Genomic DNA, 21607 nt, shown 5'->3' on the forward strand with positions numbered 1-21607 from the left:
TTTATAATAAAATATTTATGGTACGAAATTTTAATAATTTTATCTGTGTTTACTATAAAATACAGTACTTTGTCAAGTTTGATTTAACCTTTAAGGCAAAATATTAAAGAATCTACTTAATTTAAAAATGAAAAAATATTTGTTTATTGTTATCTTACTCCTTCTTTTAACCAAAGCTTCTTATGCTCAGAAGTTTGGTTACGTAGATTCAGAGTTTATTTTAAGTAAAATGCCCGCTTACAACTCGGCTCAAAAAGAAATCGATAAATTATCGGCTAATTGGCAGAAAGATATTGAAGGAATGTACCAAAATATTGATAAGATGTATAAAGCTTATCAAGCAGAGGAGGTATTGTTAACGGAGGAAATGAAAAAGAAGCGGCAGAATGAAATTGTAGAGAAAGAAAAAGAAGTTAAGGAATACCAAAAGAAAATTTTCGGTTTTGAGGGTACTGTATTCAAGAAGCGTCAAGAGTTAATTAAACCAGTGCAAGATGAAGTTTACGATGCTATTGAGAAAGTAGCTAAAAAACGCCAGTTGCAAATTGTTTTTGATAAATCCGGTGAGTTGGTTATGTTATATACCAATCCGGTTCATGATTATACCGAATACGTATTAGAAGAATTAGGTTTAGCGTCGCCCGATAAGAACACGGCCGGAACTCGGCCTAATACAACGAATGTAGATACCCCGGGTAGCCAGGTTCAATCGCAGGAAGGCGATGAGGTGGGAACTTCCGATGAGGGTGCTACTACTCAAAGACAAGCTCCGGCAGCTCGTAAAGCAGCGGGTAGTAAAACCCCTGCTAAAACTCAACCAAAGAAAAAGTAAAAAGTAAACCAATTAATTGATTAAAATGAACAAAGTAAAAATTTTTATTGCTACTTCTTTATTATTTGTAACCGTGCACTTTGCGTCTTATGCGCAATCAACTACTCCCAAAATTGGCTATACTAACGTAGATTATGTATTAAGCTTAATGCCGGAGAGTAAACAAATTGAATCAGATTTAAAAACATATAGTGCGCAATTAGAAACTCAGCTGCAAAGTAAAGTTAAAGAATTTGAATCTAAGGGAGAAACCTACCAGAAAGGGGCCGCTACCATGACGGACGTTATCCGGAAGGATAAAGAAAAAGAACTCATGAACCTGCGCTCTTCTATTGAAGAGTTTCAACGCAACGCTGAATTATCTTTACAGAAAAAGCAACAAACTTTATTAGAGCCAGCTTATAAAAAGATGCAGAAAGCGATTGATGATGTAGCAAAAAGTAATGGTTATACCTATGTATTTAACTCTGATGCGGGTGCCGGAACTGCTGCTATTTTATTGCATGCTCCCGAAGATGGTAATATTTCTGATTTAGTTTTAAAACAAATGGGTATTACTCCTCCTGCTAAAGGTGCGCCAGCTCCGGCGGTACAAGCTCCAGCAGCCAGCAATACTTTACCTGGTAAAGCAATTGCTCCTGCTACCGGAAAGAAAAACAAATAAGGATATAAATTTCTTTTTAAAAGCCGGTGTAAGGTTTACACCGGCTTTTTTAATTAGTAGTAGTTACAATTAAGTAAGGTCGCGTTTATCAACAGCATTTTGATATTGCTTTGTCTTTTGTAAGTTGATTTACAAATAAGTTATTACCAGAATTTACTAGTAAAAATTGCTAATCTAATGTTGCAGGAAAATCAGTTGTTTGAGGAAAACTTGTTAGAATCTGACGATCTGTACGAGCACGTCCGGATAGTGGTGGATAAAGGACAAGCTCTATTACGATTAGATAAATTTCTAATGGATCGCTTGCCCAATGTAACGCGTAATAAATTGCAAAATGCTATTCGTTCAAAGTCCATCCGGGTTAATAACGAATCAGCCAAGGTAAGTTATAAAATAAAGCCCAACGATGTAATAACGGTTACCTTGCCTGATCCTCCGCGTGATACAGATATTGTACCCGAAAATATTCCCCTTAATATTATTTATGAAGATGAGGAACTCTTACTAGTTAATAAAGAAGCGGGTATGGTAGTACATCCTGCTTACAGTAACTGGACAGGAACCCTGGTAAATGCTTTAACGTATCATTTGCAGAATTTGCCCACGGGCCGTAACGGCGAAGGCCGGCCAGGTTTAGTTCATCGAATTGATAAAGATACTTCTGGTCTGCTTGTAATAGCCAAAACGGAGTATGCCATGAGCTATTTAGCTCGCCAATTTTTTGATCATTCTATTGAACGCACCTACTATGCCTTAATATGGGGCGTACCGAAAGAACCAACAGGAACCATTCGGGACATATTGGACGTAGTTTAAAGGACCGTAAAATTATGGCTGTATACCCGAATGGTGAACAAGGTAAACCAGCTGTTACTCATTACAAGGTACTACAATCGTTTGAGTACGTAACATTAGTGAAGTGTAATTTAGAGACGGGCCGCACTCACCAGATTCGGGCTCACTTTAAGTATATTGGTCATCCTTTATTTGGTGATTCTACTTATGGGGGCGATAAACAATTATACGGACAAAAAACAGGTTCTTTCAAAACTTTTATAGAAAATACCTTAAATCTTATGCCCCGTCAGGCTCTTCACGCCAAATCACTTGGATTCCGCCATCCAACTACGAAAAAAATAATGCAGTTTGATTCCGATTTGCCCAATGATTTTACAATTGTGTTGGATAGGTGGCAGAAATTTTTAGATAATAAATAAAAAGCCTGCTCTAACAAGAAGAGCAGGCTTTTTATTTATTATCTAAAGGCTTTATTTATTTCCTTTTAGATGCGGTTGGTCTTTTTTGGGCGGCTGCAATATTTTTTAAAGCAACATCTACATCTTTGTTAGTTGGATCTAAGCTTTTTGCGGCTGTCCAGTAGGTTTTGGCAGTAGCTAAATCTTTGGCTTTATAGGCCTGGAAGCCTAAATAGTAATTAGCGATAAACAAACCTTGCTTATTAGAAGCCGCTTTTGTTGGATCCTGATTAGCCACTTTAATGTACTCTTCGTAAGCTGTTTTTGCGGCTCCCGTTTGTCCTTTATCTTTCGCTTCAGCTATTTGAGCCCGGCGCAAATAAGCCGTCGCGTATTCTGGCCTAGCTTGTATAATACCGGCGTATAAAGAATCAGCTGTATCAAATTTTTCCGCAGCTGCATACACTTCTGCTAATTTAAAATTATCTACTAAACTAGGTTTAGCGGCAATTTTAGTTTTGTACATCGCAATAGCTTTATCGTATTGCTTAGCTTTTACATAAGCTGCTGCTGCCTCGTTTTGCACATCTAAATTCTCAGGATCCATGGCAAGAGCTTTCTCCAGGTTTGCTGTTGCTTCAGTAGTTTTACCAGTATCTGCTAACATACGACCGTAATACGCATAATCAGAAGCTATAATCTTGGTTGGATCTGCTTGCGCTATTTTGAAATAATTTTCCATCGCCTGTAAGGCTTCCGGAACCTTATTGGTTTTGTACAGAGAATATGCTAATAAACGGTTCATTACTAAATTATTAGGATCTTGCTGCAGCACTTGTTGAGCTTCGGCTAGCGTACCGGCATAGTCTTCCGTTAAGAACAAGAATGACGCATATTTAATTTGGGTATCTACTGAATTTTCGGCCATTGAGCGATATTTCTTAAAGTTCTCAACAGCTCTATCGTATTTACCTACGAAGTAATTCATTTCACCTAAATCGCGATAAGCAGGAGCATAATTTGGATTTAGAGCAATAACTTTCTCAAAAGCTGCCTGAGCTTCGTTATAGTTCTTAGAGCGAACATATAACTGACCTTTTTTCAGGTAAGCTTTCGCATTATTAGGATCAATTTGAATGGCCCTATCATAAGCAGTCATTGCCTCACCACCACCATTTGGGTTCTTTAAATGAATATCACCCAAAATGATATGAGCCTCTGCATCGTTGTTTTTAGTGTTTTTGTTGGCTTCGTTGATGTATCCGAGGGCTTTGGTAATATCTTTTACATCAGAATCAGCGTAGGCTTGGCCAATTAATTTAAAAATGCTGGCGTCTTTGCCTTTTGTTCGCTTAATAGCTGCTTCAAACTGACGCTCCGCTTCAGCAGTATTGCCTTTCATTAAAGCAACTTTGCCTAAGCCCACCATACTTCTAGCAGATTTATCGTCTTTTGCCAAGGCTTGCGTAAATATGACGTTGGCGGAGTCAATTTTTCCTTCTTTTAGATATAAATCTCCTAAGTTGTAACTTACTTCCTCATTAGGATTTGATGTATTTAGGCGAAGTAAGGTTGCTTTTGCTTCTTTATAACGTTCTACTTCTACCAAACGCTGTACATCTTGCACGGATTGCGCAAAAGCAGCTGATGTAATAAAAGAAGCAGAAATCGCCAGAATATACTTCCAGTTTTTGATCATGGTTTAAAAGGTTTAATAATTAGAAGATTGGTAGTTGGTTTAATTTTTATTCTTTAATTGATATTATACGAACTGGCACGCTGGCAGGTACTAAGCCCGACTTTAGTACAATTCGCTGGCCTTTATCACCAGCTACAAAAGACGCAAAACCTGTGCCAAGCCCTGCCCGTGCCTCTCGGCTTACAATATAAACATTTCGACGCAAAGGATAAGATTTTTGTGCCAAATATCCTTGAAACGGTTGAACATAAGCATCGGTTACTTCCTTATCTGGATTGCTACTTACCGCGGCTACTTTTATCTTACGTAAAAAACCAATTGAGGTGCTATCATCAAAGTCGCTTATCCAATTTACACCTATTACTCCTAAGGCATTTGGGTTCTGAGCGACATAGTCTATTAAAGCTTTGTTTGTTTTTGCCGCAAATACTTTTTTGGGTAGGGGTTGTTTGTTTATAACAGAATCCGTGATGTAACGTGCCGTACTAGAGCCTGCGTTATCAAACACAATGGTAATATCGGATAATATAGAACCAGGATCAAGCTGTTTCCAAGAACTAACTTTTCCACTAAAAATATTACGCACTTCTTCCATAGTAAAGGTAGTATCAGGGTTACTTGGATGCGTAATAAGAGCTATTCCATCAATGGCGATTTTAGTTATACGTGGCGTTATCTTTTGCTGCTCAAAAACTTTCTTTTCTTCGTTGGTTAATGGCCGTGAAATCACTACTAACCGGGCACTATCCTGTAGTAAATCCTTTACCGTTTCGGCTTCGGACTTATAAGTAGCATTTATTTTTGCATACTTATAAAATTTTTGGAACGCATAAATATGCGAATCTATAATAGGAGCAAAAGCTTCGTCAACGCTTATCTTTATGTTTCCGGAGGTAGGTGTATCTTCAATCTTACCTTCCCGGTTACAGGCAAATATTCCGGCTGCCAATAGCAGGCAAACCATCCATTTCCAATATAATTTTAAGATTACTGAATTTTTCATTTTATATAAAACGGATTAGTTATCGCATTATAATTAAAGAAAATATTATGGCGTAAGCTGTTTACTTTTAGCAATTCTATTTGTTTCAATTACTCCGCAAACTCGTTTTATGGTTGTATAACAAGATTATATTATATAACGTTATTAATGCTCAACTATTTTCGTTTGGATAGTCGCGCGGAAAGTATTTTTTGTAAGCCCGATAAAACCGTAATACCCCGTACACAATTAACATTATTCCTAGAATAACTTTATAATTCGTAGGCAAAGCAAGCCGGCTGTTATCAGATAACATAATAAAAAGACCCAGTGCCGGGTATAATAGACACATAGTTAAAGCAAAATACTTTAATACCTTATCAGGGCTTCGATTAGGTTGGTTTGAACTAGGAAGCATAAAAATGGTGATAATTTTAAACTTTACTAATACGATTTTCTTTATGGCTGTTTATTTATTAGGTATTTATAGCAGTATAATAAGGCTATTATAAATAACTAAAAAGTTAGCGAGCCAACTTAAAAAGCATTATTGGTAAAATAGGATAGTCTCTTATTTATTAGAATAAAAAAACTCTGATTTCCATAAAAGAAACCAGAGTTTTTTTCTAAGTGCGGAATAATTACTGTAATTTAAATCTAACAGGTAAGGTATAACGCACATTTACCGGCCGACCGTTTTGCTTTCCTGGAGTCCAGTTAGGCATTGATTTAATTACCCGAATCGCTTCTTCGTCAGTACCGCCACCCAGGGATTTTACTACCTGAATATCGGAGATAGCTCCTTCTTTATTTACTACGAACTGTAGAATTACGTTACCTTCTAAGCCATTTCGGGAAGCTACTGCGGGGTATCTGATATTTTTACCTAGATACTTATACATGGCTTCTATACCACCAGGGAAAGTTGGGTTTTGTTCTACGAAGGTAAAAATTTGTTCTTCAACAACTTCACCTACTTCAGAAGGCGCCTCTACCTCAGTTAAAACTTCCTGGTTCGTATTGCCTTCTACCGTTTTAGTAGAGATAACTACATCTTCCAGTTCTTTCTGGTCCGGAATTTCTTCCTCTTCCCGTACTTCCTCATCCTTTTTAATAACCGGAGGAGTAAATTTTACCGTTGAAACCACGGGTGGCGGTGGTGGTGGCAAATCTGGTGGGGGTGGAGGTGGTTTGTTTTCTAATGATGGCGGTTCGGCCAATTCTACTACTTTCTCTATTTTCACCACTTTATTTGAGTCATCGTCGCCACCAATTAATTTAGCAATTAAAGGAGCGCTTAGAAACAAAATAAAAAGGGCAATAGCAACAATAGTAGCAATGGTTACGTGTTTATTGTAAATCTTACGAAGGAAAAATGCTCCGTAGGATTTATTGCGGTACTCGAAAACAATATCATCGAGCGACGCGGTTGCATAATTCAGTTGTTTTTCCATTTTATACTATAATTTCGCTTTCGCTTCTGTAATCATTTTCGTATCCCGAGGGTCAACATCTACGATTGCATACTTCCGGATGCCAGTAATATTCATTTCATCCAGCATATCTACCATATTCTTGTAGCGCGATTTATCGGTTTGCTTTAACAGAACGGTTAAGTTCGGGTTAGAGCGTTTCTCCAATAAAATTTTCCGGAGACCATTAGCCGAATAATCGGTTAATTGTACACCAGGAGCAGTAGGAGCATCGGGTAAGCCTGCGTACCAGAATAACTGATCTTTCTCATCAGCAATCAGCGTAAGCGCATTTGAAGCTTTCAATGCTTGCTGTTCTTCTTCTTTAACTGGTTTTACCGGCATGTTAATTTCCATTGTCTGCGGTTTGGAGAAGGTTGTTGTGAGAATAAAGAACGTTAATAAAAGGAACCCAAGGTCCACCATCGGGGTCATGTCAATTCGGGTGGATTGCTTCTTGGATCTTTTCTTCCCGCCTTTCCCGCCTCCGCCGCCTTTCTCTTGTATTTCTGCCATTTCTGTCTGTGCTTAGAGGTTTCTAGGTTTTACTTCCATATCGGTGATCAGGTTAAAACGGTTTACCTTTCTATCCTGCAGAGTTTTTATCACCCCTTTAATCGCAGGAACATCGGCATCGTTATCACCTTTAATCGCAATCTTCACTTTTGGGTTGGAGTAACGAGTTTGCATAATCCAGTCGCCTAATTGATTGTTCACAGAATCAAAAGGAACACCTGGCTGTTTAGCTCTTTTCCGTTCTTCCGGACTCAGGTTAAGTAAAGATTTCAATTGTTCAATCGGCACGCCAAAACTCTCCATGGTAGCGAATTGTTTTCTTTCCGCAGGGGTGAAGTTGATTTTGTATTTAGCCGACATTTTATCTAATAATGCTTGTCTGGTTTGTTGGCCGCCTACTGCGTAAAAAGCTCGTCCGGTTTTATCTACCGTAATCGTAATAATATCCGATTCCGGTAATTTAATGTCCGAGGTTGATGACGGAGTATCTACCACTACCACTTCTTCGGGAGCAAATTTAGAAATCAGCATGAAGAAGGTAACCAGCAAGAAGGCCAAATCCACCATGGGCGTCATGTCCAGTGAGGGTCGGGCTCTATGAGGTTTTACTTTTGGCATATTGCTTTGGTACTAAAAAATTTAATTATTAAACGTTTACAGTTGAATGAGTAGCCGTTTGGCCGGTGTTATCGTGCTGAGCGGCAAAGGTTTGAATAATACTAAAACCAGCTTCGTCGATGCTATAAGTAAGAGCATCAATTTTACTAGTAAAGAAGTTATACGCCACAATCGCAATGGTAGAACCAATAATACCTAATGCCGTGTTAATCAAAGCTTCAGAGATACCGTTTGCGAGAGCTACGGCGTCCGGGCTACCGGCCGTTGCCAGAGCGGAGAACGCTTTAATCATACCTAATACTGTTCCAATCAGACCTACCAGGGTTGAGATAGAAGCAATAGTGGAAATAATTACCAGGTTCTTCTCCAGCATAGGTAATTCTAAGGCAGTAGATTCTTCAATTTCCTTCTGAATAGCCAGGATTTTTTGATCTTTCGCTAAAGTGCGCTCATTTTCCATTTCCTTGTATTTGCCTAAACCAGCTCTTACCACGTTGGCTACGGAACCTTTCTGTGCGTCACAAGCAGCTAATGCGCCATTTACATCATTTACATTTAATCTTTGGCGGATAGTTCTTACAAATTGCTCAATTCCCTTGCTGCCTCTTGCTTTATTGATGGTTAAGAAACGCTCAATAGCAAAAGTTAAAATCATTAAGTTAAGGGAAATCAACATGGGCACAATAATGCCACCTTTGTAAACTACGCCAAGGTAATTACCTGGTAGGGGGTGATTTTCCGGATTTCCACCTTCAAAGTTTGCCGGGTTACCCAGGATAAACATGTATATCAGGATTGAAACCACAATTGCTACAGGGATAACGATGCTGGCAAATATAGAACCGGCGGCTCCTCCATCTTTATTGGCAGTAGCAGCTGGCTTTGAAGTTGCTGGTTTTGGCGCATTCGTAATTACGGCATTCTTTTTTTCCATTGTTGTTGAGATTTAAAAGTTTAGTTTTTGGGTTGGGTTAAATAATTTTTTTGTTTTTGTTTTAAAAGGCTATTTGCTAAAATAACCGGTTTACGCCTTTTTAAGAACCAGCTAAGTAAAATTTGATTTGAAACAGAGTGTAACCAGAATTTCCAGGATTACTCAGTTTTTTATCAGCTACCTGATTTAAGGATGTAAGTAAAGAGAAATTTCCATAAAATTCTAGCAACATTTATCACAAACCTAAATAAAAATAGCCCTTAACGCAAAATACAGATATTTTTGAAATTAGTATTTTTCTACATGAATTAATTTATCCTTGACAAATTAATAAAAATTTATTTATCTATCTTTAATACTAATAATGTATTTAGTTAAATTTTATATTAATTTAATTTTAAGCTTAAATTCAATAATAGTAAATATCAAGTATTTATATGTATTATACTCTTACTATATATTTTAAGTTGACCTAATGTAGTGATAAATGCCCGTTTAATTACATTTTAACAAAAAAAATATTTTGCTGCCTATACTTTTATACTTATTTCTAATATAAATAGATGAGTTCTTAAAGCTCTTTTTTCGCTTGTTCCCAATATACATCCATCTCAGCGAGAGTCATTTGGTGAAGAGATTTGCCGTTTTTTCGGGCTTCCTGTTCCAAATACTGAAATCGGTTAATAAATTTTAAATTAGTCTTCTCTAAGGCTTCTTCCGGATTTACACCGATAAAACGGGCGAAGTTGATCAGGGAAAATAGTAAGTCGCCGAATTCGGCTGTTGCTTTCTCCGGATCAATTTCTTCTTCGTTTTTTAATTGAAATTCTGTTTTAAATTCACCTAGCTCCTCTTCCACCTTTTCCCAAACTTGGGTTTTATTATCCCAATCAAATCCAGCTCCGCGGGCCTTTTCCTGAATGCGCATAGCTTTTACCAAAGCTGGCAACGATACAGGAACGCCGCCCAGCACCGATTTATTGCCTTCTTTTAACTTTAGCTGCTCCCAGTTTCTTTTAACCTCTTCTTCCGTGTGGGCTTCGGTAGTACCATAAATATGTGGATGCCGAAAAATAAGTTTATCACATAAAGTATGCAATACATCGGCTAAGTCAAAAGACTGTGTCTCAGAAGCAATTTTAGCGTAAAATACTAAATGCAGCATTAGATCGCCTAATTCTTTTTTAATATCGGGTAAATCGTGGCGTAAAATAGCATCCGAAAGCTCATAAGTTTCTTCTATTGTTAAATGCCGGAGACTGGCAATTGTTTGTTTACGATCCCAAGGACATTTTTCTCGTAACTCGTCCATAATATCCAGCAGGCGGTTAAATGCTTGTAACTGATTCTGTCGGGTGGTTTCTTTGTCGGACATAAATTAAATAAAGGATAAAAAATAAATCTAATTCAATTATTATAAAGTACGTTAATAAAGCAAAACAGATTTGAGGTAAAGGTATGGCAAAGATTTCTAAAAATGCCCGGATTCTGATTCTTACCGTTAGTTTGGTACACCTCTATGTTCTATTCTAGAGGGATGGTTGGTAATCCTGTTAACTGTATCGTATATTGCACCTCTAATTTAAAATTAGGCATAAAAATTCATGAATTAGCCCTAACCTAATAATTCGGCTGCTTTTTTGTAGAGCAATATATTCTTGAATAAGTACCTTTGTAAAAAATAAACGTAATACACGTGGCTTTAATAAAATCAATCTCAGGAATCCGAGGAACAATTGGGGGAAAAACGGGGGAAGCTCTTACTCCATTGGATGTAGTTAAGTTTACCGCCGCCTTTGGTGAATGGGTTCTGCAAACAACGCAAAATAACACTATTGTAGTAGGTCGCGATGCCCGCTTGTCCGGCGACATGGTTAATAAGCTGGTAGCGGCTACCCTGCAGAGTATGGGAATTAACGTAGTGGATGTAGGCTTGTCTACTACTCCCACCGTTGAAATGGCCGTACCCGCTAAAAAGGCGGGGGGAGGCATTATTCTAACCGCTAGCCATAATCCGAAACAATGGAACGCTTTAAAATTACTGAATGACAAAGGCGAGTTTATTTCGGATAATGAGGGTAAGTTAGTGTTGCAGTTAGCCGAAAAAGAAGCTTTTGAATTTGCTCCGGTTACTAAATTAGGTAAATACATTCAAAGTGACACGGCGCTACGCAAGCACATAAAAGCTATTTTAGAACTGCCTTTGGTTGATGTAGAAGCTATTAAGGAGAAAAATTTTCGGGTAGTAGTGGATGCCGTAAATTCCAGTGGTGGTTTTGCGGTGCCGATGTTGTTAGAAGCTTTGGGAGTGACGCAAATTGAGAAATTATACTGCGAACCTGACGGTAACTTTGCGCATAACCCAGAACCTTTACCCGAAAATCTGCGCGAAATCTCAAAAGTACTGGAAAAAGGTAAATTTGATTTAGGCATAGTAGTAGATCCGGACGTAGACCGGCTGGCTTTGGTTTGCGAAGACGGCAGTATGTTCGGCGAAGAGTACACTTTGGTAGCCGTAGCCGATTACGTATTACAACACAATAAAGGTAATACGGTGTCTAATTTGTCTTCTACCCGGGCCTTACGCGATGTAACTGAAAAAGCTGGTGGAGAATATTTTGCTTCGGCAGTTGGTGAAGTAAACGTAGTAAATTTAATGAAGGAGAAAAATGCCGTAATTGGGGGAGAAGGTAACGGAGGTATTATTTACCCGGAACTGCATTACGGTCGCGACGCCTTGGTGGGTATTGCCTTGTTTTTAACTCATTTAGCCAAAAGTAATTTGCGCATGACCCGTATGCGGGCTTCTTATCCTAACTATTACATTTCAAAAAATAAAATAGAATTAACGCCGGAAATAGATGTAGGAGATGTTTTGGTGCAAATGCAGAAACGCTACGCCAAGCAGCCGGTAAATACAATTGATGGGGTAAAGATCGAGTTTAACAAAGAATGGGTGCACCTCCGCCGGTCTAATACTGAACCTATCATCCGGATTTACGCCGAATCAGAAACCAACGCCACCGCCGAGCATTTGGCCAATAAAATCATCGCCGATATTAAAGAAATTATTTCGGTAAAAGCTTGAGCTTGAAGTAGAAATTTTAAGTTATAAATCAAAAATGGATGGAAAGTTTAGCTATTAAACTTTCCATCCATTTTTTTATGTTTTATTTTTGAGCAGAAGAATAGAATAGCATGATAGAATAGGATTTGTGCTTTCGTAATTTCTCATTCCTAATTTTAATTAACAAGATATGGTTGTTTACCTGGATAACGCCGCCACTACTCCTTTAGATAAAGAAGTTTTTGATGCTATGGCGCCGTACATGTTAGAATATTATGGCAATCCATCGTCCATTCATGCGCACGGACGCCAGGTGCGGTCGGCCATTGAAAAAGCTCGTAAAACGATTGCCGGTTTGCTTAACGCCGCTCCTGCCGAAATATTCTTTACCTCCGGGGGCACCGAAGCCGATAATGCTGCCATATTTTCCACTATCCGGGCATTAGGCATTAAACAGGCCATTACCACGCGTTTAGAGCACCATGCCGTATTGCACCCTTTAGAAACATTAGAAAAATCCGGTGAAATTAAACTGCACTATCTCCAACACGACGAACGAGGTAATCTGAATTTAAATCACTTAGAATCTCTGTTAGCAGAAAATAGCCAGACGTTTGTATCTGTTATGCACGCCAATAACGAAATTGGCAACTTAAACGATATCCAAACTATTAGTGAAATTTGTGTAAAATACAAGGCTGTTTTTCATTCGGATACAGTGCAAACCATGGGACATTACCGCCATGATTTACAGCAAGTAAAAGCTCATTTTATAGTTGGGTCGGCTCATAAGTTTCACGGGCCTAAAGGAGTAGGTTTTATTTATACCAGCGGAGCCGTAAAAGTGCCTCCGCTGATTCATGGCGGTTCGCAGGAACGTAACATGCGCGGAGGAACCGAAAACGTGTATGGTATTATTGGCTTAGCCAAGGCGATGGAAATTGCCTACCGCGATTTAGAAGCTCATCAGCAATATATCCAAAGTTTGAAAAATCGCATGGTTGAACGTTTAACCGCTCAAATTCCGGATGTACAGTTTAACGGAAATTCAGCTATACCCGAAAAAAGCTTGTATACCGTTTTAAATGTAAGTTTACCGCCCTCTGACATTACCGAAATGCTGCTGTTTAACTTAGACATAAACAAAATCTCAGCCTCCGGAGGAAGTGCTTGTACCAGTGGCGCAAATGCCGGTTCACATGTTTTAAGCGCGTTAAATTGCGATCCGGAAAGAGGAGCCATCCGGTTTTCATTCAGTAAATACAATACTCCCACCGAAATTGACTATGCCGCGGAAAAATTAGCCAGCTTATACGTTAAAGTTTCGGTATAAAATATTCAAAACCTTGACATTATAAAGAAGGGCTGCTATAAACAAAAATAGCAGCCCTCGTGTTTTATGTCTATTCCGAATTTATTTTTAAATGATTTTTAAGAATAAGCTTGAAATAGTTTAATTTTTCTACTTTTGCGGCAATTTACCAATCATTATGGCAATAATAGGAACGGATACAGAACAGGCAGCTAATTTATTGCGAGCCGGACAATTGGTATCTATCCCAACCGAAACGGTTTATGGCTTAGCTGCTAACGCCTACCTGGAAGAAGCAGTTGTGTCTATTTTTGAGGCCAAACAACGGCCGGCTTTTGATCCTTTAATTGTGCATACGCATAGTATTCAGGAATTGAATAAGATAGCCGTGAATATACCGCAGCGGGCTTACCAATTAGCCGAAGCCTTTATGCCGGGACCTGTTACTCTAATTTTACCGCGACATCCGAAAATTCCGTTGTTGGTTACCTCTGGTAATGAGTCGGTAGGAGTGCGTATTCCCAATCATCCGCTTACATTAAGCTTATTACAGCAACTGGATTTTCCCGTAGCGGCTCCCAGCGCTAATCCCTTTGGCTATGTCAGTCCTACTACTGCTCAACATGTTGAGCAACAACTCGGCGACCGAATTCCTTATATTATAGACGGTGGACCTTGCCAAATTGGAATAGAATCTACAATTATTAATTTAGTAAACAATGAAGTAGAAATACTACGTTTGGGCGGCTTGGCTATTGAGGAAATTGAAACTGTTATTAAGCAGCCCGTAAAATATGTGAAAACGAGTAGTTCTAACCCGAAAGCACCGGGCATGCTGAGCAGCCATTACGCGCCTCGTAAAAAAGTTTTACTGGGCAACATCCGTGAAAATTTAAAAAATTACAATCCGGAACGAACAGGTATTCTATCTTTCCAAAATGTTTGGGAGCAGGTTCCCCGTAATCAGCAATTTATTTTAGCCCCTAATGGCGATACCAATGAGGCTGCCCGAAATTTATTTGCGGCTTTACGGCAGCTGGATTCCTTATCTATCGATATAATTTTGGCGGAGTTAGTACCGGAAACAGGTTTGGGCAAAGCTATAAATGACCGATTAATCCGTGCTTCTTTCTAGTATGCTAGTTAATAGATTATGCAAATATGGTGTTAATTTTAAAAGTATGCTGGTTGTGGCAAAACTTACTGATTTGCTGTTGAACGAAGGTTTACCACCGACTAAAACGAAAACAAATGAATAGTGTAGCTGTATTCTGCGGTGCTAATTTTGGTAGTAATCCCATTTATAAAATCAAGGCCCAGGTATTAGGAAAATTGTTGGCCGAGCGAAACATTAAACTGGTATTTGGCGGCGGCAAAGTAGGTTTAATGGGTGCTATTGCCGATAGTGTATTGGCGCACGGCGGAAGAGTAACAGGAGTAATTCCACAAAGTTTAGTAGACCGGGAAGTAGCCCATGCCGCGCTTACGGAATTGCACGTGGTACAAACCATGCACGAACGCAAAGCTTTAATGGCCAGTTTAGCGGATGGCTTTATTGCCATGCCCGGCGGCTTTGGTACCCTGGATGAAGTTTGTGAAATTATCACCTGGAACCAACTGGATATTATCACTAAACCCGTGGCCTTTTATAACGTGAATAATTACTTTAACTCGTTTATGCAGTTCATAGACGGGAGCGTGGCCGACGGCTTTATCCGGGAAGAACACTGGGCGAGCTTGATTGTAGCGGAAGAACCGGAAGAACTATTGCAAAAGTTGCGAGCTTATACTCCGGTAACTGTCTGTAAATGGATAGATTTAAATAAAGTTTAAAAAGAAGACATCCTCGTGGAGCTGCCTTCTTTTTTAAAATCAATCCTGCAGAAATAAAGTTTTAATGGCGTAAAATCAGCTGTTTCACGGCCTCTACCCATAGGGGACTAGAGTTTAAGCTTTCTACCAATTGCCAGTGTTTGCCGCCGGCTTTTTCAAACAGTTCCTTAAATTCGCTGCCTACTTCAATGGTGGTTTCCAAACAATCGGCCACAAAAGCCGGACTAAACGCCAGCACTCGCTTTTTCCCTTGCGCTGGTAAATCTTGCAGTAATATATCGGTATAAGGTTTTAACCACGGGTCTTTTCCTAGCCGCGATTGGAATGTAACGCTGTATTGGTCTTCCGTTAGGTTTAATTCTTTAGCCAGCAACCGCGAGGTTAGAAAACATTGGGCCCGGTAGCAATAGCGGTTCATTTTATGGTAGGTATCGCAGCAGGAACCTAGTTTACAATAATTATTCACGCTGCCTTTTAAAACGTGTCGTTCTGGTATGCCATGGTAACTAAAAACCACGTGGTCGTATTGTTCTTTTTCTAAATACTTGCGGCCCAAAGCGGCAAAAGCCTGAATAAACAACGGATCGTCGCAGAACGAACTGATAAAAGTAATATCCGGCACAATCCACCATTCCCGGACAATTTCCATTACTTTGTCCTGCACGGAGCCGGTAGAAGCCGAGGCGTACTGCGGAAACAAGGGTAGCACAATAATCCGGTCCACATATTTACTGCGCAGTTCTTCTAACGCACTCTGAATGCTGGGGCTTTGGTAGCGCATACCCAAAGCCACGTGGTATTTAGAACCCAGTTCCTCTTGGAGTTTATTTTTTAAATCTACGCTGTGGTACAACAAAGGCGAGCCGCGTTCTTCCCACAGCTCTTTATATATTTTGGCCGATTTAGGAGCCCGGAACGGAGCAATAATGCCGTTGATTAAAACAAAACGTTGGGGCGTGGGTATATCAATTACCCGCTTATCCATCAAAAATTCCCGCAGGTATTTCCGTACATCACCCGTTTCAGGAGTATCGGGCGTACCTAAATTAACTAATAAAACCCCGGTTTTCCGGGTGTTGGTGTCATTCATGTTTAGCGTTGCCGGTTTCAGGTTGCAAGTTACTAGTTGCTAGTTGAAAAGTTTGAAAGTTGAAAGGTTATAAAGTTGAAAAGTTAACATATGTAAGCCCAGCTTTGTTCTAAAATTTATCGGGCAACAAGCTTACGTGAAGAAGAACAACAAAAATCCAACAAAAAGCCGTACTTTTGCGCCCTCGTTGCCAGAGATAGAGGAAATTAGCTGAAAACTTTAAAATTTAAACGTTAAGTACTTTGTTGGAGTAAGAATTAACAATAGATAAAAATTCTCAGTAGTAACCCAAAATTTCAACCTTTTAACCTTACAACTTTCCAACCTTCTAACCTGCAACTTGTAACCTGTAACCGTTAACCAATTATGAGCGAAAAACCACACAAAGCCGGGTTTGTCAGTATTATTGGCAAACCCAACGTAGGCAAATCTACGCTCATGAACGTAATGGTGGGCGAGCGGCTATCTATAATTACCTCTAAAGCCCAAACCACGCGGCACCGGATTATGGGTATTCTTAACGGTGCTGATTTTCAGGTGGTGTATTCCGATACGCCGGGTATTATTCAGCCGAAGTACGAGTTGCACCAATCGATGATGCGGTTTGTAAGTGCTTCTTTAGAGGATGCTGATGTTATTTTATTTGTTACGGACATTTACGAAAAGCACGACGAGGAGGAAATAATTAAACGGCTGCAAAACGTAGAAGCTAAAATCCTGCTGCTGATCAATAAAATAGACCAATCTTCGGAGCCGGAAGTAGAAGAAAAAGTGGCTTACTGGCAAGATAAAATTAAAGCCGATCGCATTATTCCCATTTCGGCTCTGGAGAAATTCAATACGGACCAAGTTTTTAATTCTATTCTGGAATATTTACCGGTGCATCCGCCGTACTACGATAAAGATGAACTAACCGATAAGCCCGAACGTTTCTTTGCCGCCGAGTTTATCCGCGAAAAGATTTTCCTGAATTATAAAAAAGAAATTCCGTACAGCTGCGAAGTAGTAGTGGAAGAGTTTAAAGAAGATGATACCATTATCCGGATGCGGGCCGAAATTATGGTGGAACGCAAAAGCCAGAAAGGCATTGTAATCGGCCACGAAGGTAAAATGCTGAAAAAAGTAGGCACCCAGGCCCGGCAGGAAATGGAGCAGTTTTTTGCCAAACAAGTGCATTTAGAATTGTACGTACGCGTGCAGGAAGATTGGCGCTCTAACCCCAAAGCGCTTAATAAATTTGGGTATAACGATTTGTAGTTACTGGTTTTTAGTTGCTAGTTATTAGTTAAAACCTATCATCTACTAATAACGAACAACCAACAACTAGTAACTATGTGCCATGGAAGGAATACCGGCTGTAAACTGCCGGCCATGGATTTTAATTAATTTCTAAATCGGTTTCGGTAACCCGTCCGCTCCGGCACGGGCTGAAACCACAAAACAAAGACGAATGTCAAATATTGTTGCAATTGTGGGGCGCCCCAACGTGGGTAAATCCACGCTTTTTAACCGCCTGGTAGGCGAGCGTAAAGCCATTATGGATAACCAAAGCGGCGTTACCCGCGACCGCCATTACGGCTACGGCGAATGGATTGGTAAAAATTTTACCGTGGTAGATACCGGCGGCTACGTGCACGGCTCCGATGATATTTTCGAAGGAGAAATCCGGAAACAAGTAGAACTGGCCATTAAAGAAGCTACCGTAATTTTATTTATGGTGGATGTAGAAGAAGGTTTGCACAGCCTCGACGAAGAGTTTGCCGCGGTATTGCGCCGCTCCGATAAGCCCATTTACATTGTAGCCAATAAAGCTGATACCAACTTAAAATCGCAATTTATCGGCGATTTTTACGCTTTAGGTTTAGGCGAGGAAATATTCCCGGTATCCTCGGCTAGCGGCTCCGGCACCGGTGACTTATTAGACGAAGTGGTGAAGCATTTTCAGACCGAAGATGCTGAAAACCCCGACGAAGGTATTCCAAGATTAGCGGTTGTAGGCCGGCCTAATGTGGGGAAATCCTCGTTCGTTAATTTATTACTCGGCGAAGAGCGGAATATTGTAACCGATGTAGCCGGCACAACCCGCGACTCGATTAATTCCCGTTACAATGCTTTCGGGATGGAATTTATTATTACCGATACGGCCGGCTTGCGTCGTAAAACCAAAGTGCACGAAGATATTGAGTTTTATTCGGTGTTGCGGTCTATCAAAGCTATTGAAGAATCGGATGTGTGCATTGTGATGCTAGATGCGACCCGCGGCCTGGAAGCGCAGGACATGAACATTATTGGGCTTGCCGATAAAAACCGCAAAGGCATTGTGATTCTGGTAAACAAATGGGATTTAGTGGAAAAAGAAACCAATACCATGAAAGAATACGAAGAGCAGCTCCGCGAAAAAATGGCGCCGCTTACCTACATGCCCATTATTTTTACGTCAGTATTAACCAAACAGCGGGTACACAAAGCCATTGAAACGGCTTACCAGGTTTACAAAAACAAAACGCAGAAAATATCTACTTCCAAATTAAACGATGTCATCTTAAAAGAAATTGAAGCGTATCCGCCGCCAGCAATTAAAGGAAAATTTGTGAAAATTAAGTACATCACCCAGTTACCGACGCATAATCCTACCTTCGCATTTTTCTGTAATTTACCGCAGTACATTAAAGAAAGCTACACCCGTTTCCTGGAAAATAAAATCCGGAAACATTTTGGTTTTGAAGGGGTGCCGATTAACATTGTTTTCCGAAAAAAGTAAACATAATTTTAAATTCAGAAATAATTCCCTCCAGATTATATATACGTGGTAAAAGTTGATTTTTAGTAATTCATTTTAATATAGTACTACAAGAAAAGAGCCTCACTTAGGTGGGGCTTTTTTATGCGTATTAGTTCGGAAAACAATTCTGTAATAACTCCGTATAAACCACAAATTATATATTAAAAGGCTTCTATTAAGCTCAAAGAAAAGCGTTTTATAAAATCTGCCACCGAACCCTTGAAACTATGAAAAAACTATTGTTTATGTTTATTGCGGCCAGCGCTTTTACATTTACTTCTTGCGAATCTAAACAGGAAAAAGCGGCCGAGGATGCTACAGAACACAGAGAAGACGCAGCTGAACACCAGGAAGAGGCAGCGAAAGATAATGCAGAAGCCTCAAAGGATAGTATTGACGCCGTTACTCCCCAGTAACCAGCAAACGTAAATCTATTATGAGGAAAGGCCCGGCTTTATCGCCGGGCCTTTTTTATTGTTTCATCCGGAAAACTCGCTTTCCATTATTTAAGTTGTTAACCCAGTCTTTTTTGAATTAAAGTACTTACTAACTGAAATAACCGGCGAGGCTCCAGCGTACGCCAGTGGATTTCTTCCAGGTTGCCGCCAAAGTTAATGTAATAATCCAGGTTGTATTTTTTCATCTCTTCGAGAACAAAATCCTGAAAGTTAATAGCTACAATCCAGCCATCTTCCACGTCTTCAAACCATTCTTCGTAATAACAATCATCGGAACCGTGAAAATTAAATACGTTTTCGCCGATTAAAATAAATTTCTGAATACCTTCCTGCACCATCGGGTCAATAATGTTCCGCTTTAGCTGCATAATATCGTTGTGCAGGGTATCATTCCACTCGCCGATAAATTCAATAATGCAAAAACGTAAATCGTAATCCACAAAAAGTATTTTTAAGAACAGCGTTTCCGATTCAATATCGTCCCACTGCGGATGGATGTAGTAGCCGTATATGGTATTCGTAAATTCCATTAAGTTATTCTCCGCGCCGAAAAGGGGGGAACGCGGGTCTTCAGAAGCACTGTAGGCCTCGATCCAGTTGTAAAAAGGCTCAATGGTATGCATAAAATGAGTAAAAATTTAGATAATTAAATTTACTCATTCCTACTCAAAACCAAAAACGAGGTTTCTTATTTGAATCGCAGATTTACGCGGATAACACGGATTTAGCAGATTATTTTCAGGGACACTTAAAAAATTTATTTCGCCGAAGAGCAACCATCTTTAATCTTCTCTCACTTAAAGAAGGATGTTTTATATGTAACTGTTCCAGGTTCACAAATTCTGTTCACCTTGTATTTTAAATCTTTACATTCTGGTTCTGATAAACAATCCGCGAAATTCGTGTCATCTGCAAAAATCTGCGATTCTGATTTTACTTTTGGTATTGCTCAAGAGCTTCGCGCACGTTACCGTATCGCTTGATTAAGGCGGTGGCTTTTGCTTCATCAACCTTTAATTCATCCATCACCATCCGGATGGCTCGGTTTACCAATTTGTGGTTAGACAGTTGCATGTCTACCATTTTGTTGCCTTTCACGTGGCCGAGTTGAATCATGGTGGCGGTAGTAAGCATGTTTAAGGCAAGTTTTTGGGCGGTGCCCGCTTTCATGCGGGTGCTGCCGGTTACAAACTCCGGACCGGTAACGATTTCAACGGGAAACTCGGCCGCAGCGGCTACTTTTGAACCGGCGTTACACACAATGCAACCCGTAACAAGGCCATTTTTTCGGGCTGTTTCCAAGCCGCCTATTACGTAAGGCGTTCGGCCAGAAGCCGCAATACCTACCACCACATCTTTATTTGAAATAGTGTAAGCTTGTAAATCCTGCCAAGCCTGGCTAAAATCATCTTCGGCAAATTCTACTGCCTTCCGGATAGCGGTGTCGCCGCCGGCTATAATTCCTACTACTAAACCGTGCGGTACACCATAAGTCGGCGGGCATTCCGAAGCATCTACAATTCCTAACCGGCCGCTGGTACCGGCCCCAATATAAAACAACCGGCCACCCGCCCGCATTTTTTCTACCACAGCTTTTACCAAGGCTTCTATTTGCGGAATAGCTTTTTCTACTGCCAGCGGTACGGTTTTATCTTCCTGGTTAATATTGGTTAGTAGTTCGTTTACCGACATTTTTTCCAGATTATCGAAATGGGAGGCGGTTTCGGTAGTACTCATTAGTAAGTTTCAAGTTGGAAGTTGTAAGTTTATGAAAAAGGATATATTCATGGCAATGCAACCTTAGATTTATCTTTTTACTTTTTTAAACGGCCGATTATTTGAAATTTATCGAAGACGTAGTCAGTGTGCGGAGCGTCTTGCAGTTCTTCCGTTAAATCTTGCCCCGCCCAATGTTCGTAATGGTTGCCGCGGCTCCATAATCGTGATTTTTTTACATCGTAAATAGCACCTTTGTAAGCAATCCAGATATCATCGTGGTCTTGCCCGTTGCGTAAAGCTAATTGATTTTTGGTGTATTCTGGGAGTACCTTTTCTGCCATGAAGCAAAGCAATTATAAAAATAGCATAGTTACACAGCGGGACATAAATATTTTTAATTTAGCAAAAATATAATTTTTTGCTCGCAACTAGA

20 protein-coding genes and 1 pseudogene are annotated in these 21607 nt (G+C 39.8%); 10 read left to right on the forward strand and 11 right to left on the reverse strand.

Translation table 11 applies throughout. The features are described 5' to 3' along the window. The first annotated feature begins 127 nt into the window (after positions 1-127). The 3 genes and pseudogenes from AHMF7605_RS22115 to AHMF7605_RS22125 all read left to right on the forward strand — a co-directional run bounded on the left by AHMF7605_RS22115 (position 128) and on the right by AHMF7605_RS22125 (position 2713). On the forward strand, positions 128-832 hold the full coding sequence (locus AHMF7605_RS22115; RefSeq protein WP_106932170.1) for an OmpH family outer membrane protein: 705 nt from the start codon (positions 128-130) through the stop codon (positions 830-832). 25 nt (positions 833-857) lie between these two features. After that, positions 858-1496, forward strand: coding sequence for an OmpH family outer membrane protein (locus AHMF7605_RS22120; RefSeq protein ID WP_106932171.1), 639 nt, complete (start codon positions 858-860; stop codon positions 1494-1496). A 177-nt stretch (positions 1497-1673) separates the two neighbouring features. Continuing rightward, positions 1674-2713 (forward strand): annotated as a pseudogene (locus tag AHMF7605_RS22125) (RluA family pseudouridine synthase). A gap of 55 nt (positions 2714-2768) precedes the next feature. Here AHMF7605_RS22125 and AHMF7605_RS22130 read toward each other — a convergent pair. From AHMF7605_RS22130 to mazG, 7 genes are all read right to left on the reverse strand, one after another. Further along, positions 2769-4391, reverse strand: a complete 1623-nt coding sequence (locus tag AHMF7605_RS22130; RefSeq protein ID WP_106932172.1) for a tetratricopeptide repeat protein — start codon at positions 4389-4391, stop codon at positions 2769-2771. Between the two features lie 46 nt (positions 4392-4437). Continuing rightward, on the reverse strand, positions 4438-5394 hold the full coding sequence (locus tag AHMF7605_RS22135) for a PstS family phosphate ABC transporter substrate-binding protein (RefSeq protein ID WP_106932173.1): 957 nt from the start codon (positions 5392-5394) through the stop codon (positions 4438-4440). Between the two features lie 620 nt (positions 5395-6014). Then, on the reverse strand, positions 6015-6827 hold the full coding sequence (locus AHMF7605_RS22145; protein WP_106932175.1) for an energy transducer TonB: 813 nt from the start codon (positions 6825-6827) through the stop codon (positions 6015-6017). Positions 6828-6833: 6 nt separating this feature from the next. Next, positions 6834-7361: an ExbD/TolR family protein gene (locus tag AHMF7605_RS22150; protein ID WP_106932176.1), complete on the reverse strand. Its 528-nt coding sequence runs from the start codon at positions 7359-7361 to the stop codon at positions 6834-6836. 12 nt (positions 7362-7373) lie between these two features. Further along, positions 7374-7979, reverse strand: a complete 606-nt coding sequence (locus AHMF7605_RS22155; protein WP_106932177.1) for an ExbD/TolR family protein — start codon at positions 7977-7979, stop codon at positions 7374-7376. Positions 7980-8007: 28 nt separating this feature from the next. After that, complete coding sequence (locus AHMF7605_RS22160; RefSeq protein ID WP_106932178.1) at positions 8008-8913, reverse strand: MotA/TolQ/ExbB proton channel family protein; 906 nt, start codon at positions 8911-8913, stop codon at positions 8008-8010. A 571-nt stretch (positions 8914-9484) separates the two neighbouring features. Further along, positions 9485-10288 (reverse strand): nucleoside triphosphate pyrophosphohydrolase, encoded by an 804-nt coding sequence (gene mazG, locus AHMF7605_RS22165; protein WP_106932179.1) that lies wholly within the window; start codon positions 10286-10288, stop codon positions 9485-9487. A gap of 321 nt (positions 10289-10609) precedes the next feature. On the opposite strand from mazG, the gene glmM reads away from it, so the two are divergent. The 4 genes from glmM to AHMF7605_RS22185 all read left to right on the forward strand — a co-directional run bounded on the left by glmM (position 10610) and on the right by AHMF7605_RS22185 (position 15125). Further along, on the forward strand, positions 10610-12001 hold the full coding sequence (glmM, locus tag AHMF7605_RS22170) for a phosphoglucosamine mutase (RefSeq protein WP_106932180.1): 1392 nt from the start codon (positions 10610-10612) through the stop codon (positions 11999-12001). A gap of 169 nt (positions 12002-12170) precedes the next feature. Further along, positions 12171-13313: a cysteine desulfurase family protein gene (locus tag AHMF7605_RS22175; protein WP_106932181.1), complete on the forward strand. Its 1143-nt coding sequence runs from the start codon at positions 12171-12173 to the stop codon at positions 13311-13313. A gap of 157 nt (positions 13314-13470) precedes the next feature. Continuing rightward, positions 13471-14427, forward strand: coding sequence for an L-threonylcarbamoyladenylate synthase (locus AHMF7605_RS22180; RefSeq protein ID WP_106932182.1), 957 nt, complete (start codon positions 13471-13473; stop codon positions 14425-14427). A gap of 116 nt (positions 14428-14543) precedes the next feature. Next, positions 14544-15125, forward strand: a complete 582-nt coding sequence (locus tag AHMF7605_RS22185) for an LOG family protein (protein WP_106932183.1) — start codon at positions 14544-14546, stop codon at positions 15123-15125. A gap of 61 nt (positions 15126-15186) precedes the next feature. Here AHMF7605_RS22185 and hemH read toward each other — a convergent pair whose 3' ends face one another. Beyond that, complete coding sequence (gene hemH, locus AHMF7605_RS22190; RefSeq protein ID WP_106932184.1) at positions 15187-16215, reverse strand: ferrochelatase; 1029 nt, start codon at positions 16213-16215, stop codon at positions 15187-15189. A 366-nt stretch (positions 16216-16581) separates the two neighbouring features. Between hemH and era the strand changes: the two genes are divergently transcribed. The 3 genes from era (at position 16582) to AHMF7605_RS22205 (ending at position 19413) form a co-directional block, all read left to right on the forward strand. Continuing rightward, positions 16582-17472, forward strand: a complete 891-nt coding sequence (era, locus tag AHMF7605_RS22195) for a GTPase Era (protein ID WP_106932185.1) — start codon at positions 16582-16584, stop codon at positions 17470-17472. A gap of 193 nt (positions 17473-17665) precedes the next feature. Next, positions 17666-18976 (forward strand): ribosome biogenesis GTPase Der, encoded by a 1311-nt coding sequence (gene der / locus AHMF7605_RS22200; protein WP_106932186.1) that lies wholly within the window; start codon positions 17666-17668, stop codon positions 18974-18976. A gap of 248 nt (positions 18977-19224) precedes the next feature. Then, on the forward strand, positions 19225-19413 hold the full coding sequence (locus AHMF7605_RS22205; RefSeq protein WP_106932187.1) for an entericidin: 189 nt from the start codon (positions 19225-19227) through the stop codon (positions 19411-19413). A gap of 98 nt (positions 19414-19511) precedes the next feature. Here the strand turns inward: AHMF7605_RS22205 and AHMF7605_RS22210 are convergent, their stop codons facing one another. The 3 genes from AHMF7605_RS22210 to AHMF7605_RS22220 all read right to left on the reverse strand — a co-directional run bounded on the left by AHMF7605_RS22210 (position 19512) and on the right by AHMF7605_RS22220 (position 21515). After that, a complete protein-coding gene (locus AHMF7605_RS22210; RefSeq protein WP_106932188.1) occupies positions 19512-20078 on the reverse strand; it encodes a hypothetical protein in 567 nt (188 codons plus the stop codon). 310 nt (positions 20079-20388) lie between these two features. Further along, a complete protein-coding gene (murQ, locus tag AHMF7605_RS22215) occupies positions 20389-21192 on the reverse strand; it encodes an N-acetylmuramic acid 6-phosphate etherase (protein WP_106932189.1) in 804 nt (267 codons plus the stop codon). Between the two features lie 77 nt (positions 21193-21269). Next, entirely contained in the window at positions 21270-21515 is a 246-nt protein-coding gene (locus AHMF7605_RS22220; protein ID WP_106932190.1) for a cytochrome b5 domain-containing protein, read from the reverse strand. Positions 21516-21607 lie beyond the last annotated feature (92 nt).

It is taken from the genome of Adhaeribacter arboris (genome assembly GCF_003023845.1).
In the GTDB taxonomy this organism is placed as follows: domain Bacteria; phylum Bacteroidota; class Bacteroidia; order Cytophagales; family Hymenobacteraceae; genus Adhaeribacter; species Adhaeribacter arboris.

Coding starts and splice junctions, on each gene's coding strand:
- AHMF7605_RS22120 (WP_106932171.1), top strand. CDS start 858: ATGAACAAAGTAAAAATTTTTATTGCTACTTCTTTATTATTTGTAACC.
- AHMF7605_RS22155 (WP_106932177.1), bottom strand. CDS start 7,979: ATGCCAAAAGTAAAACCTCATAGAGCCCGACCCTCACTGGACATGACG.
- mazG (WP_106932179.1), bottom strand. CDS start 10,288: ATGTCCGACAAAGAAACCACCCGACAGAATCAGTTACAAGCATTTAAC.
- AHMF7605_RS22220 (WP_106932190.1), bottom strand. CDS start 21,515: ATGGCAGAAAAGGTACTCCCAGAATACACCAAAAATCAATTAGCTTTA.
- AHMF7605_RS22150 (WP_106932176.1), bottom strand. CDS start 7,361: ATGGCAGAAATACAAGAGAAAGGCGGCGGAGGCGGGAAAGGCGGGAAG.
- AHMF7605_RS22210 (WP_106932188.1), bottom strand. CDS start 20,078: ATGCATACCATTGAGCCTTTTTACAACTGGATCGAGGCCTACAGTGCT.
- murQ (WP_106932189.1), bottom strand. CDS start 21,192: ATGAGTACTACCGAAACCGCCTCCCATTTCGATAATCTGGAAAAAATG.
- AHMF7605_RS22145 (WP_106932175.1), bottom strand. CDS start 6,827: ATGGAAAAACAACTGAATTATGCAACCGCGTCGCTCGATGATATTGTT.
- AHMF7605_RS22205 (WP_106932187.1), top strand. CDS start 19,225: ATGAAAAAACTATTGTTTATGTTTATTGCGGCCAGCGCTTTTACATTT.
- AHMF7605_RS22130 (WP_106932172.1), bottom strand. CDS start 4,391: ATGATCAAAAACTGGAAGTATATTCTGGCGATTTCTGCTTCTTTTATT.
- der (WP_106932186.1), top strand. CDS start 17,666: ATGTCAAATATTGTTGCAATTGTGGGGCGCCCCAACGTGGGTAAATCC.
- AHMF7605_RS22135 (WP_106932173.1), bottom strand. CDS start 5,394: ATGAAAAATTCAGTAATCTTAAAATTATATTGGAAATGGATGGTTTGC.
- AHMF7605_RS22185 (WP_106932183.1), top strand. CDS start 14,544: ATGAATAGTGTAGCTGTATTCTGCGGTGCTAATTTTGGTAGTAATCCC.
- AHMF7605_RS22115 (WP_106932170.1), top strand. CDS start 128: ATGAAAAAATATTTGTTTATTGTTATCTTACTCCTTCTTTTAACCAAA.
- AHMF7605_RS22160 (WP_106932178.1), bottom strand. CDS start 8,913: ATGGAAAAAAAGAATGCCGTAATTACGAATGCGCCAAAACCAGCAACT.
- era (WP_106932185.1), top strand. CDS start 16,582: ATGAGCGAAAAACCACACAAAGCCGGGTTTGTCAGTATTATTGGCAAA.
- AHMF7605_RS22180 (WP_106932182.1), top strand. CDS start 13,471: ATGGCAATAATAGGAACGGATACAGAACAGGCAGCTAATTTATTGCGA.
- AHMF7605_RS22175 (WP_106932181.1), top strand. CDS start 12,171: ATGGTTGTTTACCTGGATAACGCCGCCACTACTCCTTTAGATAAAGAA.
- hemH (WP_106932184.1), bottom strand. CDS start 16,215: ATGAATGACACCAACACCCGGAAAACCGGGGTTTTATTAGTTAATTTA.